At 56.2% G+C, this 240-nt stretch carries 1 rRNA gene; it reads left to right on the top strand.

Going from position 1 to position 240, the window contains the following annotated elements:
- Positions 1–221: ribosomal RNA gene (locus M3226_RS32035) — 16S ribosomal RNA — on the top strand; the annotation flags it as partial.
- Positions 222–240 lie beyond the last annotated feature (19 nt).

Below are 240 nucleotides of genomic sequence, written 5' to 3'. Positions count from 1 at the left end.
GCCTACATGAAGCCGGAATCGCTAGTAATCGCGGATCAGCATGCCGCGGTGAATACGTTCCCGGGCCTTGTACACACCGCCCGTCACACCACGAGAGTTTGTAACACCCGAAGTCGGTGGGGTAACCTCACTGGAGCCAGCCGCCTAAGGTGGGACAGATGATTGGGGTGAAGTCGTAACAAGGTAGCCGTATCGGAAGGTGCGGCTGGATCACCTCCTTTCTAAGGATAATGCAGTCCT

The sequence above is a fragment of the Neobacillus cucumis genome (assembly GCF_023715505.1).
The sequence above is the reverse complement of the archived record's forward strand: the minus strand, read 5'-3'. Positions and strand labels throughout refer to the sequence as shown.